The organism is Herbaspirillum sp. SJZ106 (assembly GCF_006715495.1).
In the GTDB taxonomy this organism is placed as follows: Bacteria; Pseudomonadota; Gammaproteobacteria; order Burkholderiales; family Burkholderiaceae_D; genus Herbaspirillum.
The window spans coordinates 180,123-195,066 of record NZ_VFNI01000002.1 but is presented as its reverse complement, the minus strand read 5'-3'; the positions used below and the strand labels follow the sequence as shown (position 1 = coordinate 195,066).

Below are 14,944 nucleotides of genomic sequence, written 5' to 3'. Positions count from 1 at the left end.
CATGTGGCGCCTATTATGGGGGCTCGATTGCGTATCCACCAGCGACAAAGTCCCATTTGATGGGAGAAGCCGATGAATGTTTAGGACTTATCAATATGAAACTCGTTTCCTCAACAGGCGCGGAACATTCTAAGTTTATCGGCGCCAGCGACTAACAGGCGCGACGGCGTGGCGCAAGTACGCGCCTGGAACCGGATCAGTTGCGGTCGTGCTCCTTGCGATATTGCTCCGACACGGCGCGCAGCCAGTCGCGCAACGCCTGCACGCCGGGATTGCCCTGCTTGTCCTCGGGCGCGATGAAGTAATAGTCCTTGGCGCCCGGCACGCGCATCTCCCAGGGAATGGTCAATTGGCCGCCGGCGATCTCATCGGCGACATAGGTGCGCGGCACCAGGGCGATGCCGGCGCCAGCGCGCGCGGCTTCGATCAGCATCGCGTGCATGTTATAGCGCGGCCCCTTGAGGGCCCGCACGTCGGCCACGCCGGCCAGTTCGAACCAGCGCGACCAGGCTTCGGGACGGCCCGACTTGTGCAGCAACACATGCGCCAGCAGGTCCGCCGGACGCTTGCATTGCAACGCGCCGATCAGCGCCGGACTGCACACCGGCACCAGTTCCTCGGTAAACAGGTAGGTGCTGACCGCATTGGTCCAGACCGGATGATCGAAATGGATGGCGGCATCGAAGCCCTCTTCGGAGAACAGGAAGGGGTCTTCGCGCGCGGTGACGTTCAAGGTGATCAGCGGATGCTGCAGGCGGAATTGTTCCAGCCGCGGCATCAGCCACTTGAGGCCGAAGGTCGGCAGCACCGCCAGCTCCAGCGCCACGCGGCCTTCGTCGTGCGCCATGGCCAGGGTGGTTTCGATTTCCAGCCGGTCGAGCGTGGCGCGCACCGTCTGGCTGTAGTTGCGCCCGGCTTCGGTGAGCAGCAGGCGCTTCTTGACGCGGCTGAACAGCTTCACGCCCAGGTAGTCTTCCAGCATGGCGATCTTGCGGCTGATCGCGCCCTCGGTATAGGACAGCTCTTCCGCGGCGCGCGTGAAGCTCAGATGGCGCGCCGCCGATTCGAACGCCTCCAGCATGCTGGTGCCGGGAATCTTTCTTCTCATCGCTCATCCAGAATCGACTGAAGCCTGCGGATTGCGGGCCTCGCAGCGCAGGCTATTCTATAGTACCCGCCGCGTGCAACCCCGGTTCTGCGGCCTTATCGCGGTCGGTCATTTCTTTAGCAGCGGACAAGTGCTGGCCGACAGCGGCGGATAGGCATCCTCGCCGGGCACGGTGGCGCGCAGGTTGTAATAATCCCAGGGGCCCTTGGATTCGGCCGGCGTCTTCACCTGCATCAGGTACATGTCGTGCACCAGCAGGCCGTCGGCGCGGATCTTGCCGTTCTTGGTGTAGAAGTCGTTGACCGGCGTTTCCTTCATCTTCCTGATCACCGCATCCGGATCGTCGGTGCCGGCGGCCTTGACGGCGTTGAGGTAGTGCATCGCCGAAGAATAGTCCGCGGCCTGGATGGCCGATGGCATCTTGCCCATGCGTTTGTAAAAACGCTGCGACCACTTGCGGGTCTCGTCGTTGAGATCCCAATAGAAACCTTCGGTGATGAACAGGCCTTGCGCCGTCTTCAGGCCCAGCGCATGGACGTCGTTGATGAACATCAGCAGGCCGGCGAATTTCTGCTTGCTGGCCGGGCTGAGCATGCCGAACTCGGCGGCGGTCTTGATGGCGTTGATGGTGTCCGAGCCGCCGTTGGCCAGGCCGATGATCTTGGCGCCGCTGCTTTGCGCCTGCAGCAGGTAGGAAGAAAAATCCGAGGTGTTGAAAGGATGCTTGACCGATCCCACCACCTTGCCGCCGGCGGCCTCGATGATGGCCGTGGTGTCGGCCTGCAGCGAGTAGCCGAAGGAATAGTCGGCGGTGATGAAGTACCAGCTGTTGCCGCCCTGCCTGACGATGTACTTGCCGGCGACATTGGCCAGCGCGGCGGTATCGTGGTTGTAATGCAGGCTGTAGGGCGTGCAGTCCTCGTTGGTCACGCGCGTGGTGCCGCCGCCGGTGACGATGGAGATGCGCTTCTTCTCCCCGGCCACCTTGATGACCGCCAGCGCCGTGGCCGAGCCGGAGATGTCGGTGATCATGTCGACCTTGCGCTGGTCGATCCATTCGCGCGCGGTGGAGGCGGCGATGTCGGCCTTGTTCAGGTGGTCGGCCGCGATCACGTCGATCGGCACGCCATTGACCTTGCCGCCGAAGTCCTCCACCGCCATCTTGACCGCTTCCACCGCTCCCTTGCCGGCAAAGTCCGAGAAGGTGCCGGACAGGTCGGTCAGCACGCCGATGCGCACCACGCCGTCGGACATTTTCGGATCCTGGGCCATGGCATTGCCCGCGCCTGCCACCGCTGCTACTGCCGCGGCCAGCGCGATCGCCGCAGACTGCCGCAAACGCTGTTTCCCTGCGTGCTTCGTTTTCATCCTGGTCTCCTCGCTTCGATGGTCTTGTTATCCGGCGGCAAGCCGCCTCCCCGGCGCATCGACGCGCCGTGGCAATGGCGGCATGCCGCCTGTTTTTCCATGCATGTGTGCCTGCCGGCCTTGGCGGCAGGCCTGCGCTCAGCGCTGGCGCGCGGCGGCGTGCTCGCCGGCAATGCGCCCGAACACCGCGCCGCGCATCACCGACGTGGCGCCGGTGTACACCTGGTGGTACAGGCCGGCCGCTTCGCCGGCGGCGTACAGGCCGGGGATGGGACGTCCATCCTGGTCCAGCACCTGGGCCGAGGTATCGGTCTTGACACCGCCATAGGTGAAGCAGATGCCCGGCACGATCGGGTAGGCGAAGAACGGTCCCTGGTCGATGGCGCGCGCCCAGTTCGACTTGCGGATGTCCAGGCCTTCGGCGGCCAGGCCATCCACCTCCAGCGCAGAGAATTTCCCGCCCGCTTTGCCGCAGGCGGCGTTGTATTCATTGACGGTGCGCAGCAGCGGCGCGGCGTCGATGCCGCACAGCGCCGCCAGCTCTTCCAGCGTACCGGCCTGCAGCGGCGGCTGGTCGGTGCGGATGCTCTTCTTCCAGTTCGGCACGTCATCCATCTTGCGATCGAACAGCACGTAGGCGATGCCCTCGGGCTGGTCGCCGATGTCGCGCGCAATATGGTCGTAGTGGATGTCTACCGGGCCGGGCGCCTCGTCGGTGAAGCGCTTGCCGCGCTTGTTGACCAGGATGCCGTAGGGGAAATTCATCACCAGCGCCTCGGCCGCGGCCGAACGCGGATCGAGCGGTTCGGCATGATAGGAGCCGAAGTCGCCGGCCGGCGCAGCGCCGTTTTCCAGCGCCATGCGAATGCCTTCGCCGCGATTGAAGTAACCGCCCGGCGCCACCGGCCGCAGGTATTTGGCGCTGCTGCCCAGGTAGCGGGTGAGCATCTCGGCATTGCCCTCGAAGCCGCCGGAGGCGATCACCACGTTGCGCGCAAGGATGGTCTGCTGGCGGCCGCCATCGCGCACCACGTCGACGGCGAAACCGTCGGCTTCGCGCCGCATGGCGTTGGCGGTGGTCTGGTAGCTGATGGGAACATCAATCTTCTCGGCGTGCGCGCGCAGCGCCTCGATCATGGCCAGGCCACCGCCGTCCGGCATCATGCGCGGCGCCGCTGCGGTCAGGAAATAGGTCGGCATGTTGCTGAAGCGGATGCCGAAGGTCTTGAGCCACTGCACCGTGGGCCCGGCCTGCTGCGCCAGCGTCGACACCAGCTCGGGGTCGGTCATGCCGTGCGCCCTGACGTAGGAGGGCCAGTTCCCGTAGTCGGCGCCGACCTCGCCGATGATGTGCGGGTCGAGGTTGTAGCCGGCGTTGGCGATCAGGCGCTCTTCGAAGTCATCGCTGACCTCGTGCTCGTTCTTCATGCGGAAATAGGATTCGGTCCAGCGCGTGTTGCCGCCGAATTTTTCCTTTACCGCGCGTTCCAGCACCAGCACGCGGGCGCCGGCGGCGCGGGCCGACACCGCGGCCGACAAACCCGAGATGCCGCAGCCGATGACCAGCACATCACAGGCAGGCAAGCTATCCGTCTGCGCATTCATCTTGTCTCCTCAATATCCGTACGCCTGGCGCGTGGCCGGCGTGATCTTGTCGGTAGGCGCGGCATTGGCCGCGCGGTCAATACTTGCGGATGAAAGGGTCCGGCATGTCGAGGTCGGTGGAGATCCATACGCTCTTGGTCTCCAGGTACTCCTTGATGGCCTCCATGCCTCCTTCGCGCCCCATGCCGCTGTCCTTGTAGCCGCCGAAGGGCGTCGTGAAACTGGTGGAACGGTAGTTGTTGATCCACACCGTGCCGGCCTTGATCTTATCGGACATGAGCATGGCGCGATGCAGGCTCCTGGTCCATACGCCGGCCGCCAGGCCGAAACGGATGTCGTTGGCGATGCGGATGGCGTCTTCCTCGTCCTTGAAGCGGATGACCGACAGCACCGGTCCGAACACTTCTTCCTGCGCGATGCGCATGCCGTTGTCCACATCCACGAAGATGGTCGGCTCGACGAACTGGCCGCAGCCGAATCCTTCGCCGGTGCGCGCGTTGCCGCCGAACACGCAGCGCGCGCCTTCATTCTTGGCGATGTCGATGTAATCCATGATTTTCTCGAACTGCGGTCGCGTAGCCACCGGGCCGACCTGCACGTCGGAACGGGTGGGGTCGCCGAGCTTGGCCTTGCTGGCAATGGCCACCAGGCGCTCGACGAATTCATCGTGGATGCTCTCCTGCAGCAGCAGGCGCGAGCCGGCCATGCAGGTTTGGCCGCCGGCCGAGAAGATGCCGGTGATCACGCCGTTGGCCGCACGCGCCAGGTCGGCGTCGTCGAAGATGATGTGCGGCGACTTGCCGCCCAGCTCCAGCGAGACGCGCTTGAAGTGCTGCGCACCCAGCACGTTGACCTTGCGCCCGCCCTCGTCGCCGCCGGTGAAGGCGATGCGCGGCACCTGGGGATGCTTCACCAGCGGCTCGCCCACTTCATGGCCGAAGCCGGTCAGCACGTTGAACACGCCCGGCGGGAAACCGGCTTCGACGAACAACCTGGCCAGCTCGAACAGCGACACCGAAGTATGTTCCGACGGCTTGGCCACCACCGTGTTGCCCGCGGCCAGCGCCGGCGCCACCTTCCATGCGGTCAGCAACAGCGACGAGTTCCAAGGCGTGATGGTGGCCACTACGCCGACCGGCTCGTACCTGGTGTAGTTGAACACCTTGGGCTTGTCCATCGGGATCACCGCGCCCTGTACCTTGTCGGCCAGGCCGCCGTAGTAGTAGAAGTACTTGGCCATGTACCTGACCTGGCCGCCCACCTCGCTCTTCAACTTGCCGTTGTCGCGGCTCTCGGCCAGCGTCAGCGTCTCGGCATGCTGCTCGATCAGTTGGCCCAGCTTGTGCAGCAAGAGGCCGCGGTCGGTGGCCGACATCTTGCCCCACGGCCCCTGCATGGCGGCCGTCGCCGCCGCCACGGCGCGTTCGACGTCATCCTTGTTGGCGCGCGGGATCTGCGCCCAGGCTTCGCCGCTGAACGGGTCGAGCGAATCGAACCACTGGCCCGACAGCGGATCGACCCATTCGTTGTTGATGAAAAGCTGATAACGCTGCGCCATGCTGTCTCCTCGGGAATGTGGCTGCCGTTTCCATTGAGGAAAAATTATTGTGTTTGCCGGGGGGTGTTGGCAAACGATTAATCGTCATCAGTTTGTGCGGAAATGGAATCAACATCGCAGCATCGCCTCCGCCCATCAGCGCCGAAAGCGCACGGCAAGAGGCGGCAGGCCGGCGGCGTTCGCCACGTTGCATGGCGAACGTTGCATCGACGGATTTATTTTTCCCTGGCCGCTGCCTCGTCCAGCATCGCATCGCCCACGGCGTGGCTGCCATTGGCGCTGAGCGCCTCGCCGGCGCCGCGGATATCGCGCACGTCCTTGTTCTGGCCGAGCTTGCGCTTGCCGGCCAGGCGGGTGATTTCGATTTCGATGCCGACAATGGCCTTGAGCATCGTGTCGATGTAATCGGCTGGCGCGTCCGACATCTTCCACGGCGCCGGCTGCGCCGCCTCGTGGGTGCGCGTGAGCCGTCCCACCACGCCGCGCACGTAGCGCTCGTCGTCGCGGATGACGATACGGCCGTGGGCATGCGCCACCATATAGTTCCAGGTCGGCACCTGCTGATGTGCCTCATGCTTGCTGGGATACCAGTTGGGCGAGATATAGGCGTCGCCGGCTGAAAAGATCACCATCACCTCGTCGCCATCGGCCAATGCGCGCCACAACGGATTGGCGCGCGCCACGTGGGCATGCAAGGTACCCAGCGCGCCCTGCGCCGGATCGAGATGGAACGGCAGATGGTTGGCATCCAGCCCGCCGGCGCCATGCGAGACCAGCACCCCGAACGGGTGGCTGGCGATCATCTGGTGCAAGACTTCGGTGCGCGGTTCATCGAAGTGGGAGGGTACGTACATGGCGGCTCCTGGCAGGTAGGCTGGGCAGTGGGAATGGGAATGGCAACGATGACGGCGTCAAACCGGATTCATTCAATATCGAAGCCGGTCTCCACCAATCTCATTTGGCTGGAATCATGGCATAAAAAACTAACCGCGTGCCGGCATGAGCCTTAATGCGGCCAATGTTGCAGCCAGCATCGCCGTTGCGGAGATGCATGTGCGCCCTGGTTACGCACCGACCTGTTCCTCCACCGTCAGCCGCTCCCATTCGACGCCGGCCACGGCGGCATTGAGCTTGTTGACGTAGGCATAGGGAAGGACTGGCAGGGAATAAGGCATGGCATTGCTCCGTAATGTTGAATGTCCCGGCCGTGGAGATGGCCGGGTCCGGAGGCTGCCGGTTGGGTGGCGATGGACGCGCTGGCGTCCGCCCAATTCTAGAGGCAAATGCGGAAGACTTTCCCCTGTCGCCGGCAGGGGCTCCCCCGGTTCAGGTCTGGGGCGCCGGCATGGCCGAGCTGGGCAGGCCGAACACCTTGTCGAACACGAGGTTGAACAGGTAGGTATAGACCATGAAGAACACGATCAGGCCGAGATCCAGCACGAAGGCATCCCACAGGCCGATATCCAGCCACCAGGCGAACAGCGGCACCAGCATCAGCACCAGCCCGCCCTCGAATCCGAGGGCATGCGCGATGCGGCGGCCAACGCCGCGGCCGCGCTTGGCCTGGCGCGCTTCCCAGCGCTCGAACAAGCCGTTGAAGATGAAGTTCCAGATAAAGGCGACCGTCGACGAGGCCACCGCCGCCGCCGTCGAATGGGCGCCGTCATGGCCAGCGATCACCGCCAGGCCGAAGGTGGTGAAACAGATCGCCAGCAGCTCGAACATACAAGCGTAGACGAATTTGCGTTTGAAACCTTGCATGGAAACTCTCCTGATTGGATTGCGGGCCGCCAGCCACGACAGAGGGGACGGCCTTGGGTACGGGAAGCATTTTATGGTTTAATTATTGATAGAAGAAGTCAGCTTCTTTCAGTTTTATTGATAACCAAAAAGACAACATGACCTTCTCCAGCGACAATGTGAAAGTCTTCCTGGCGGTGCTCGACGGCGGTTCCTTTTCAGCCGCGGCGCGCATGCTGGGACGCGTGCCCTCCGCGGTCAGCATGGCCATCAGCCAGCTGGAGGCCGAACTGGACCTGGTGCTGTTCGACCGCACCGCGCGCGACGCCCGCCCCACCGACATGGCGCGCGCGCTGGAGCCGGACGCGCGCCTGCTGGCCAGCACCCTGCGCCAGCTCGACGCCCATGCGCTGGCCATGCACCAGGGCCTGGAACGCAAGCTGACGCTGGCGGTCGCCCCCGAACTGTTGTCGGTGCCCTGGGCCAGGCCGCTGGCGGTGCTGGCCGAGGAATTTCCGTCGCTGGAAGTGGAGGTCCTGTCTTCGCCGCAAGCCGATGCCATGCGCATGCTGTACGAAGACTGCGCGCAGCTGGCGCTGGTGTTCGAGCGCCACGCCGGCAACGACCGCGAGGCGTTCCAGGAATTCAGCAGCGAAATGCTGGTGGCGGTGATCTCGCCACAGCATCCGGCATTGAAGACGAAGAAACGCAAGCTGCGCTACGAAGACCTGTACGACATCCGCCAGATCGCCGTGGCCAGCCGCGATGCCAGCGTCTCCGATCCGCGCTTTTTCCTGGCGCGCCAGATCTGGCGCACCGACAACCACCTGGCCACGCTGTCGCTGGTGCGCGAAGGGCTGGGCTGGGCCTATCTGCCGCACAGCCTGGTGCAGCCGCAAATCGATTCGGGCGCGCTGGCCGCCATCGACTTCGACAACATCAGCAACCAGTTGCGGCTGTGGGTGGACGTGGTGTGGAACAAGGACAAGCCGCTGGGTCTGGGGGCGCAGCGCTTTATCGCCTTGATGCGCGAGATGGCGCCAAGCAGGCGCAAGGGGAAATGAACTGCCCGATCCCGGCCTGCGCCGGGATCGGATTCATGGAATCACAACCATCAAGGCAATATCTTCGACTCCGCCTTGGACGCCAGCAACTTCACCAGCAGCCGGTCGCGCTCCGCCGCCACCTCGGCCGAGGTCATCCCCTGCATCTGCTGTTCCACGCCCGCGCGCAGGGTTTCCTTCAGCGCGTCGGTGATCGCCGGCGTTCCCAGGTCGGCCCACCAGCTCTCGATCGGCGGTCCCAGGTGGTCGAGCATATGCTTGATGCCGCCCTCGCCGCCGGACATGTGCAAGTTCAGGTACGGCCCCATCAGCGCCCAGCGCAATCCCGGCCCGTAGGCAATCGCGGTATCGATATCCTCGGTGCTGGCCACGCCCTGCTCCACCAGGTGGAAGGCTTCGCGCCACAATGCCGCCTGCAGCCGGTTGGCGATATGGCCCTTGACCTCCTTACGCACATGGATCGGCTTCTTGCCGATGGCGGCGTAGAAATCGATGGCGCCTTGCACTGCCTCCGGCGAAGTCAGCTGGCCGCCGATGACTTCCACCAGCGGGATCAGGTGCGGCGGGTTGAAGGGATGGCCCAGCACCACGCGTTCGGGATGGCGGCAGGCTGCCTGCACCTTGCTCATCAGCAGGCCCGACGAACTCGACGCCAGGATCACTTGCGCCGGCAAAGCGGCATCCATGCGCCGGAACAGGTCGGTCTTCAGGTCTTCGCGCTCGGGGCCGTTTTCCTGGACGAAATCGGCGCCTTGCAGCGCATCTTCCAGCTTCTCGAAAAAGCGCAGGCGGGACATCGATGCGCCTGGCGCCAGGCCCAGCGTTTCCAGGCTGGGCCAATGGCGCGCGACGGCCGCGCGCAATTTCTGCCCGGCTTCGGGCATGGGGTCGGTGGCCGACACGTCCAGGCCCCGTGCCAGGAAATACGCGACCCAGCTGGCGCCGATCACACCGGTGCCGACCACGGCAATACGCTTGATTTCGCCTTTGCCTGGCGTGCCGCCTGTTTGCTGCATGTGCCTCTCCTCGGTTGGCGGCCATCGGACGGGCCTGCCGGTTTGATTATCGGTATGACAAGAAGACGCCTGCTGCCCGCGCAAAAATTGCACCCGTCTTCCGAAAAGACTGCAGCTTATCACCTGCCAACAGCCATCTTTACGCTATCATCGCGCACAAACGAACCGCCCCATAGACAACAATCAAAACAAAGGCATTCCCATGTTCATGTACCTTCCCTTCCTGCTGGCATTGCTGGCCGCGATCGGCATCGTGATCGGCTGGAGGACGTTCAGTTTCGCGCTGTGGCTATGCGCGTTGTGCGTGACGCTGTACTGGTTCGGCTTCCACGCCACCAGCGCGCTCAACCTTTCCTTCTGAGGCCGGCCGCCATGAACCGATCCATCCTGTCGTCCTCGCGCGACCGCGCCACTTCCGGCGGCAACATACTGAACGTGCTGGGACTGCTGGCCGTTTGCGCCGCGCTGGGCATCGCCTTTTATTACCAGCTGGCCCGCAACGAACTCCCTTGCCCCTTGTGCCTGCTGCAGCGCGCCGGCCTGATCCTGACCGGCATCGGCCTGATGATGAACGTGCGCTTCGGCGTCAGGAGCGCGCACTACGGCGTCGCGCTGGCCGGCGCGCTGGCCACCGGCGTCATCGCGCTGCGCCAGGTATTGCTGCACATCGCGCCGGGCGACGCCGGCTACGGTTCGACTGTCATGGGGCTGCATTTCTACACGCTGGCCGCACTGGCCTCATTGGCGGCGCTGGCCGGCATCGCCGCGCTGCTGATGCTCAAGAGCTGGGAAGTGCCGGCGCGCTTCCCGGCATGGAAATCGGCCGGCGGCAAACTGGCCTGCCTGCTGTTCCTGCTGCTGGTAGCGGGCAACCTGGCCTCGACGGTGCTCGAATGCGGCGCCGGCGCCTGCGCAGACAATCCCACTTACTACCTGCTGCTCGGCAAATAAAAAAACCGGCGCAAAAAGAACCGGTGGGTTCCTTTTGCGCCGGCATCAAGTCCGACGGCTCAAGACTACTCAAAAAACTGCTCACGCATGGCGCGCTTGCGCCATGCGTTTCCTTCATCAGAAGCGGTGCTGCATGCCCAGCGTCAGGCCGAACTGGCTGTTGCCGAAACCGGACTCGTCGCGCGACAGGCCGACCAGCTGGTTGTTCTTGGCCTTGGCATACGCGGTGCTGGCGTACAGGTCAGTGCGCTTGGACATCGCGTACTTCAGGCGCAACGAATACATGATGGGATCTGCATCGTTGGCCACGTTCTTGATGTTCTGGTAGTAGACCGTGCCGATCAGGGTCATCGCCGGGGTGATCTTGTAGCTGCCGCCGCCCCAGAACATATCGCTGCGCAGGTCGGTCGCGCCCGAGGCCAGCGTCTTCTTGTAGTAGCGGTAGCCCAGGTTCAGCTTCCACGCATCGGACGCCTGGTAGCCGCCGGCCAGGTGGGCGGAGGTGGCCTTGTCATAGGCGCCGCCGGTGGCCGCAGCCGTGCTGTTGTTGCGATCGTAGGTCGCCGCCAGGGAGAAGGGGCCGTTGCCATATCCCAGGCCGAGGGCGTATTTGGCGCCCTCGCTCTGGCTGCCGGCCACTTCGCCGAAGGCGTAGGTCGCGCCGATCTTCACGCCGCCGAATTGTCCCTGGTACTTGATCAGGTTGGAAGCGCTGGAGAGCATGCCATCCTTGCGGCCGCCGGTGGCGCCGGCCGAGGTGACCCACGAATAATTGGCCGAATAGCCCATCGGGTCGAACGGCAGGATGAAGTCATAGGTGGTGGTATACGAACGGCCCGCCACCACGCGGCCGAAGCCGCCTTCCAGGCCGACGGTGGACTGGCGGTTGAACAGCTGGTTGGCATCGCCATCGAAGTTGCCGGTGTCCAGCTTGAAGCCGTTTTCCAGCTGGAAGATGGCTTTCAGGCCGCCGCCCAGGTCTTCGCTGCCGCGAAAGCCGATGCGCGAGGTGTTCATGTTGCCCGACGACAGGCGGGTGACGCTGCCGCCATTGGCGCCGGCGTTGTTGACGAACTCCAGGCCGGTGTCGAGCAAGCCATAGACGGTGACGCTGCTCTGGGCCTGGACGGCGCCGCCGGCGGCGGCAAATGCGGTAGCCGCTGCAGCGGCCGCCAGATGTTTTTTCTGCACTGTGATCTCCTTGGTTGAAAGCGGTTGTGATGCTCTTTGCCGCATATCGCATGCCGTGGGACGGCTGCGGCTTGTTGTTATCTGCTCGTTTTGATTTGCTCGTTTTGATTTGCTTGTTTCTGCACTGCTGGTGTCGCCGGCGTTGCATGCTGCTGTGGCGGACGCAGCGGCTTGTGGCCGCGCGCCCCCGTCATCCCCTTGGCAGCGGATGAATCAGAAAGCCCATAGCGCCTGCTCAGGCAGGCACAGCCAGTACTCGCCCGGCTCCAGCCGCTGCGGGGAGTAGGCGCGCAAGACCACCGTGCCGTTGCCGGCACCCGCAAGGTCGCCGGCCTTGAACAGGCATTCCCAGCGATCGCCCAGGTACATGCAGGTGGACAGCGGCAGGCGGATGGCGTTGTCGGCAGGTTGGTCGGAGATGCGCACCTGCTCGACGCGGATGATGCCGGTGACCTCCTTGCCGGGCGCGGCATCGGGGTTGCCGCGCAGGGTCGCCGTCGCGGTGCCGCCGTCGAGCTTGAGCGTGACGCGCTCGCCTTCGCGGCTGATCACCTGTGCGGCCAGCTTGTTGTTGCTGCCCATGAATTCGGCGGTAAACAGGGTGTCGGGGGTCTGGTACATGCTTTGCGGCGTGCCCTGTTGCTCGATGCGGCCGTTGTTGAGCAGCAGGATGCGGTCCGAGATCGCCATCGCCTCGCCCTGGTCGTGGGTGACCATCAGCGCGGACAGGCCCAGGCGCACGATCAGCTCGCGCAGGAAGGCGCGCGCTTCCTCGCGCAGCTTGGCGTCAAGGTTGGAGAGCGGTTCGTCGAGCAGGATCACCTGCGGGTTGTAGACCAGCGCACGGGCGATCGCCACGCGCTGCTGCTGGCCGCCGGAAAGCTGGTGCGGATAGCGCTCGCCGAGATGGCCCAGCCCCAGTTGCGCCAGCACCGCCTTGACGCGTTCCCCGATGTCGGCGGTCGATACCTTGCGCAGCTTCAGGCCGTAGGCGACGTTCTCCGACACCGTCTTGTGCGGCCACAGCGCGTAGGACTGGAACACCAGGCCCAGGTTGCGCTCTTCGGCCGGCATCTCGAAGTTGCGCGAACCCTCGAACACGCGGCGCGTGCCGATGTCGATGGTGCCGGCCTTGGGCGATTCCAGCCCGGCCACCGCGCGCAGCAGCGTGGTCTTGCCGCTGCCGGAGGGGCCCAGCAGCGCCACCACTTCGCCGCGCTGCAGTTGCATCGAGACGCCCTTGAGGATGGGGTTGGCGTGAACGCCGCTACCGTAGTCCAGGTGCAGGTCGTTGACGGAAAGTTCGGACATGATGGTTTCCTTTATAAGGAGTCGCTAACAAAGCGTCGGTGGCAAGGCGCGCCGACGCAGGCAGTACGAAAGTACAGAAGTACGACAGGGAGAAGCAACGCCGCCAGCGGCGTTTTGTCAGCGACTCCTAATCGTGCAGCTTGACGCCGAAGCGCAGCGCAATGCCGAGGCCCACGGCCACCAGCGTGATGTTGATGAAGGACAGCGCCGCCACCAGGTCGACGGCGCCGGCGGCCCACATCGACACGATCAGGGAACCGATCACCTCGGTGCCCGGCGAGAGCAGGTAGACGCCGGTGGAGTATTCGCGTTCGAAGATGAGGAACACCATCAGCCAGGCGCCGATCAGGCCATAGCGCACCAGCGGGATGGTGACGTCGCGCGTGACCCTCGCACGCGGCGCGCCGACTGCGCGCGCCGCCTCTTCCAGTTCGGGCCCGACCTGCAGCAGCGCGGCATTGATCAGGCGCAGGCCATAGGCCAGCCACACCACCGTGTACGCCAGCCAGACCGAGAAGATGGTCGAGCGCAGCGAACGCATGGCCGGGATGAAACTGTCCACCATCCACAGCGCGAAGAAATTGTCGCTCCCCTTGAACAGCGATTCCAGCAGCGACGGCACGAACAGGAACACCCACAGGAAGGACAGGCCGGCCAGCAGGCCCGGCACCGCGCGGGGCACCAGCACGCTGTAGTCGAGGAAGCGGGTAATGCCATCCGGCTTGCGGTGCATCGCCAGGGCGATGGCGGTGTAGCAGACCACCGCAAACGCGCCGCCGATCACGCCGATGGCGACCGTATTGATGATGCCGCGCACCAGCGAAGGCTGATCCCAGACATCGCGCAGGTTCTGCAAGGTCAGCACATCGAACAGATGCACGCCGAGGCCCCAGTGCGAGACGAACGTGCGCAATGCGATGCCGGACAGCGGGATCACCACCGTAAACAGCAGCCATGCCGCGATCAGCGCGAACGCCACCCAGCGCCACTTGCCCAGCGGCAGCGGTTTCTGGCGCGATCCCTTGCCCTTGATCGCGACATACTTGTTGGCCGAACGCAGCAGCCAGCGCTGCAGCATGACCAGCGGCATGGTGACCGCCACCAGGCACACCGCCACCGCCGCCATCAGGTGGTAGGAAGGCGTGCCCAGCTTGTTGGTCAGCTTGTACAGGTAGGTGGGCAATACCAGGTGGCCTTCCGGATCGCCCAGCACCAGCACCAGGCCGAACACTTCGAAACCGAGGAAGAACACCAGCACGCCGGCAAAGGCCAGCGCCGGCATGATCATCGGCAGCGACACGTTGAGCGCGACCTGCAGCGGCGAGGCGCCGGCCACGCGGGCGGCTTCCTCGACATCCGAGCCCAGGCTTTTGAGGGCCGAGGAGGCGTACAGGTAAACGTGCGGCACGTGGGTCAGGCCGGCAATGATGACGATGCTGGTGAAGGAATAGATGTTCCACGGCTCGCCATCGAAACCGAAGAACGACAGCAGCTCCTTGGCCCACACCGTATAGAAGCCCACCGGCCCCATCGACACCACATAGCCGAAGCCGATCACCATGGGCGAAACGAAGATGGGCACCAGCAATGCCGGCGCGATCCAGTTGCGGCCGGGCAGATCGGTGCGCACCATCAGGAAGGCCAGCATGCCGCCCATCGGCACCGCGATCAGGGTCAGGCCGGTGGCCAGCGTGAAGCCGTTGACGAAGGCCTGGCGGAAGTCCGGGTCATCGAAAATGAAACGATAGGAATCCAGGGTCAGTTGCTTGACCGGCGCGAAGAACGGCGCCGACAGGAAACTCTGGTACACGATGAGGAGAAGCGGCGTGAAGATGGCCAGTGCGGCCAGCGTGACGACCAGGCCGCGCGGCCAGTTCAGGCGCAGGCGCCGCTTGACCGGCGCGTATTCCCCCTGAGGCAGCGATGTAGTTGTTTGCATGATTCAGCTCGAAAAACCGGAATCCGCTCGTGCCGGTTTGCCATGCGACAGGCGAAGCGGCGATGGAGTCGCGGACAGCCGCGCTCCATGCAG

General features: G+C 64.3%; 13 protein-coding genes. 3 read left to right on the top strand and 10 right to left on the bottom strand.

Features of this window, described 5'->3' with window-relative positions; all coding sequences use genetic code 11:
* Positions 1 to 196: 196 nt before the first annotated feature.
* The 6 genes from FB598_RS06080 to FB598_RS06050 all read right to left on the bottom strand — a co-directional run bounded on the left by FB598_RS06080 (position 197) and on the right by FB598_RS06050 (position 7,400).
* Positions 197 to 1,108: a LysR substrate-binding domain-containing protein gene (locus FB598_RS06080; protein WP_141914018.1), complete on the bottom strand. Its 912-nt coding sequence runs from the start codon at positions 1,106 to 1,108 to the stop codon at positions 197 to 199.
* A 108-nt stretch (positions 1,109 to 1,216) separates the two neighbouring features.
* Positions 1,217 to 2,476 carry an ABC transporter substrate-binding protein gene (locus FB598_RS06075; RefSeq protein WP_183405696.1) on the bottom strand — a complete coding sequence of 420 codons (1,260 nt, stop codon included), beginning with the start codon at positions 2,474 to 2,476 and terminating at the stop codon, positions 1,217 to 1,219.
* A 138-nt stretch (positions 2,477 to 2,614) separates the two neighbouring features.
* Positions 2,615 to 4,081 (bottom strand): FAD-dependent tricarballylate dehydrogenase TcuA, encoded by a 1,467-nt coding sequence (tcuA, locus tag FB598_RS06070; protein WP_141914019.1) that lies wholly within the window; start codon positions 4,079 to 4,081, stop codon positions 2,615 to 2,617.
* 76 nt (positions 4,082 to 4,157) lie between these two features.
* The gene (locus FB598_RS06065) at positions 4,158 to 5,639 is read right to left on the bottom strand and encodes an aldehyde dehydrogenase (protein WP_141914020.1); all 1,482 of its coding nucleotides are present in this window, start codon (positions 5,637 to 5,639) and stop codon (positions 4,158 to 4,160) included.
* A gap of 215 nt (positions 5,640 to 5,854) precedes the next feature.
* Positions 5,855 to 6,493, bottom strand: a complete 639-nt coding sequence (locus FB598_RS06060) for an FMN-binding negative transcriptional regulator (RefSeq protein ID WP_141914021.1) — start codon at positions 6,491 to 6,493, stop codon at positions 5,855 to 5,857.
* Positions 6,494 to 6,965: 472 nt separating this feature from the next.
* A complete protein-coding gene (locus FB598_RS06050) occupies positions 6,966 to 7,400 on the bottom strand; it encodes a PACE efflux transporter (RefSeq protein ID WP_141914022.1) in 435 nt (144 codons plus the stop codon).
* A 137-nt stretch (positions 7,401 to 7,537) separates the two neighbouring features.
* Between FB598_RS06050 and FB598_RS06045 the strand changes: the two genes are divergently transcribed.
* The gene (locus FB598_RS06045; RefSeq protein WP_141914023.1) at positions 7,538 to 8,443 is read left to right on the top strand and encodes a LysR family transcriptional regulator; all 906 of its coding nucleotides are present in this window, start codon (positions 7,538 to 7,540) and stop codon (positions 8,441 to 8,443) included.
* 50 nt (positions 8,444 to 8,493) lie between these two features.
* Here the strand turns inward: FB598_RS06045 and FB598_RS06040 are convergent, their stop codons facing one another.
* Positions 8,494 to 9,459 (bottom strand): 3-hydroxyacyl-CoA dehydrogenase NAD-binding domain-containing protein, encoded by a 966-nt coding sequence (locus FB598_RS06040; protein WP_141914024.1) that lies wholly within the window; start codon positions 9,457 to 9,459, stop codon positions 8,494 to 8,496.
* A 202-nt stretch (positions 9,460 to 9,661) separates the two neighbouring features.
* On the opposite strand from FB598_RS06040, the gene FB598_RS20675 reads away from it, so the two are divergent.
* Both FB598_RS20675 and FB598_RS06035 read left to right on the top strand, forming a co-directional pair.
* Positions 9,662 to 9,820 (top strand): DUF5993 family protein, encoded by a 159-nt coding sequence (locus FB598_RS20675; protein ID WP_183405695.1) that lies wholly within the window; start codon positions 9,662 to 9,664, stop codon positions 9,818 to 9,820.
* Positions 9,821 to 9,831: 11 nt separating this feature from the next.
* The gene (locus FB598_RS06035) at positions 9,832 to 10,410 is read left to right on the top strand and encodes a disulfide bond formation protein B (protein ID WP_141914025.1); all 579 of its coding nucleotides are present in this window, start codon (positions 9,832 to 9,834) and stop codon (positions 10,408 to 10,410) included.
* Positions 10,411 to 10,527: 117 nt separating this feature from the next.
* Here FB598_RS06035 and FB598_RS06030 read toward each other — a convergent pair whose 3' ends face one another.
* The 3 genes from FB598_RS06030 to FB598_RS06020 form a co-directional block, all read right to left on the bottom strand.
* On the bottom strand, positions 10,528 to 11,601 hold the full coding sequence (locus FB598_RS06030) for a porin (protein ID WP_141914026.1): 1,074 nt from the start codon (positions 11,599 to 11,601) through the stop codon (positions 10,528 to 10,530).
* 213 nt (positions 11,602 to 11,814) lie between these two features.
* On the bottom strand, positions 11,815 to 12,912 hold the full coding sequence (locus tag FB598_RS06025) for an ABC transporter ATP-binding protein (protein WP_141914027.1): 1,098 nt from the start codon (positions 12,910 to 12,912) through the stop codon (positions 11,815 to 11,817).
* 127 nt (positions 12,913 to 13,039) lie between these two features.
* Entirely contained in the window at positions 13,040 to 14,851 is a 1,812-nt protein-coding gene (locus FB598_RS06020) for an iron ABC transporter permease (protein WP_141914028.1), read from the bottom strand.
* Positions 14,852 to 14,944 lie beyond the last annotated feature (93 nt).

Coding starts and splice junctions, on each gene's coding strand:
- FB598_RS06080 (WP_141914018.1), bottom strand. CDS start 1,108: ATGAGAAGAAAGATTCCCGGCACCAGCATGCTGGAGGCGTTCGAATCG.
- FB598_RS06075 (WP_183405696.1), bottom strand. CDS start 2,476: ATGAAAACGAAGCACGCAGGGAAACAGCGTTTGCGGCAGTCTGCGGCG.
- tcuA (WP_141914019.1), bottom strand. CDS start 4,081: ATGAATGCGCAGACGGATAGCTTGCCTGCCTGTGATGTGCTGGTCATC.
- FB598_RS06065 (WP_141914020.1), bottom strand. CDS start 5,639: ATGGCGCAGCGTTATCAGCTTTTCATCAACAACGAATGGGTCGATCCG.
- FB598_RS06060 (WP_141914021.1), bottom strand. CDS start 6,493: ATGTACGTACCCTCCCACTTCGATGAACCGCGCACCGAAGTCTTGCAC.
- FB598_RS06050 (WP_141914022.1), bottom strand. CDS start 7,400: ATGCAAGGTTTCAAACGCAAATTCGTCTACGCTTGTATGTTCGAGCTG.
- FB598_RS06045 (WP_141914023.1), top strand. CDS start 7,538: ATGACCTTCTCCAGCGACAATGTGAAAGTCTTCCTGGCGGTGCTCGAC.
- FB598_RS06040 (WP_141914024.1), bottom strand. CDS start 9,459: ATGCAGCAAACAGGCGGCACGCCAGGCAAAGGCGAAATCAAGCGTATT.
- FB598_RS20675 (WP_183405695.1), top strand. CDS start 9,662: ATGTTCATGTACCTTCCCTTCCTGCTGGCATTGCTGGCCGCGATCGGC.
- FB598_RS06035 (WP_141914025.1), top strand. CDS start 9,832: ATGAACCGATCCATCCTGTCGTCCTCGCGCGACCGCGCCACTTCCGGC.
- FB598_RS06025 (WP_141914027.1), bottom strand. CDS start 12,912: ATGTCCGAACTTTCCGTCAACGACCTGCACCTGGACTACGGTAGCGGC.
- FB598_RS06020 (WP_141914028.1), bottom strand. CDS start 14,851: ATGCAAACAACTACATCGCTGCCTCAGGGGGAATACGCGCCGGTCAAG.